This window comes from Priestia sp. P5_B4 (assembly GCF_056400385.1).
The window spans coordinates 1-1,428 of record NZ_JBFULJ010000941.1 but is presented as its reverse complement, the minus strand read 5'-3'; the positions used below and the strand labels follow the sequence as shown (position 1 = coordinate 1,428).

The window sequence follows — 1,428 nt, the reverse complement described above, 5'->3', positions numbered from 1 at the left end:
GCGCAGAGTTGATTGAAGAGGTTGAAAATATATCTGAAGCATTAGATAGGGCGCTAAGTTATTTACTTTTAGAGCTGAAATAAAAGTTAATATTTTTATAAGTTTAAGCTGCTCTAATTGGGTGGCTTTTTATTATGTCTAAATTACATAAATTGAAATATGTGCTAAATAATAAAAGGAAGAGGAAGGGTGATTAAAACACATCGTGCCTCGCAAGAGTCCTAAGATATGTAACACGGAGGAATGTAGAAAATTAACTTATGATACATATTGTGATAAGTGTAGGAAAGATACTCATCGAGAGTATAAAGAACAGCGAATAGATAAGAAAGAACAAGCCTTTTATTCTAGTATTTCATGGATTAAATTACGCAATAGGAAGAAGAGGTTAAACCCTTTATGCGAGGTCTGTCTTGAAGAAGGCAGGCTTACTCCTGTTGAAATAGTCCATCACCTTATAGAAGTGAAAGAGGATTGGAGTAAACGTTTATCAATAGACAATCTACAATTAGTATGTAAAGCACATCATCATAAAATTCACTTTGGAGTAGATGGTACTAAGTACACGAAGATTAAGAAGGTAAGAGAACAWATGAGAGAAAGCAMTGTTACTATTGTTAATGGGGCGGTAGGTAGTGGTAAAACTACTTATGTAAAAGAACATATGGAACATGGCGATCTAATATTAGATGTAGATTATTTACGGATGGCAGTAACAGTGTTGGATATGTATGATAAGCCACAACACTTAACGGATATAGTATTAGCTATGCGTAATGAAGCATGTAGAGTATTGCAGAGTAAGAGGGATAAAGATATACGAGCATGGATTATTACTACTGCTAAAGATGTAGAGGAACTAAAGCGTATGTTTAATGCTACATTATTGAAAGTATGATGATGGATTATATCAATCATAGAGTAAAAGAGGAAAAAGGGTGTAAGAGTAATGAAAAAGAAAAAGGAGTATAAGATTACAATGGAAGTCGTTCCATCAAAAAGAAAACTCACTTTAGAAGAACAAGAAGAGATTAGAAAGAAGTGTGTAAGTCTATATGTAGATGACATAATAGATAAACTGATACTTGAGGGAAAGATTGACTTAAGCAAATTTATTGGTGAAAACAATGAAGAGGAAGAGTAATCTCAACAATTGTAAATAATGTGCAAGACTTCAAAACCTTGCACATTATTATTTTACTCCACATCATAAGAACTGGAAGCATCATCTGCTAAACTTTTAACTTCTTGACCTAGTGGTCTTCCGCCACACCGCTCTTCAAAAGTAAGCTGTCGGTTAGATAAAATACGAGATAAACCTTCAGATGTCTCACTTTGAGGATCATTGCAAATGTCTTCCCATAGTCGACTAGCAGTTTGATAATATTGTAGTACTTGAGAGTTATTTTCTAAAAGTGCATCTACGGT

General features: G+C 33.8%; 3 protein-coding genes. 2 read left to right on the top strand and 1 reads right to left on the bottom strand.

Annotated features, from left to right (window positions below):
* Positions 1-205: 205 nt before the first annotated feature.
* Complete coding sequence (locus AC1DRF_RS27705; protein WP_477742269.1) at positions 206-898, top strand: HNH endonuclease; 693 nt, start codon at positions 206-208, stop codon at positions 896-898.
* A gap of 51 nt (positions 899-949) precedes the next feature.
* Complete coding sequence (locus AC1DRF_RS27700) at positions 950-1,144, top strand: hypothetical protein (protein WP_427076567.1); 195 nt, start codon at positions 950-952, stop codon at positions 1,142-1,144.
* A gap of 53 nt (positions 1,145-1,197) precedes the next feature.
* Here the strand turns inward: AC1DRF_RS27700 and AC1DRF_RS27695 are convergent.
* The coding region (locus AC1DRF_RS27695) for a hypothetical protein (RefSeq protein ID WP_477742268.1) at positions 1,198-1,428 on the bottom strand (231 nt) is incomplete at its 5' end.

Excerpts from the sequence above, each read along its gene's own strand:
- AC1DRF_RS27700 (WP_427076567.1), top strand. The coding sequence starts at position 950 with ATGAAAAAGAAAAAGGAGTATAAGATTACAATGGAAGTCGTTCCATCA.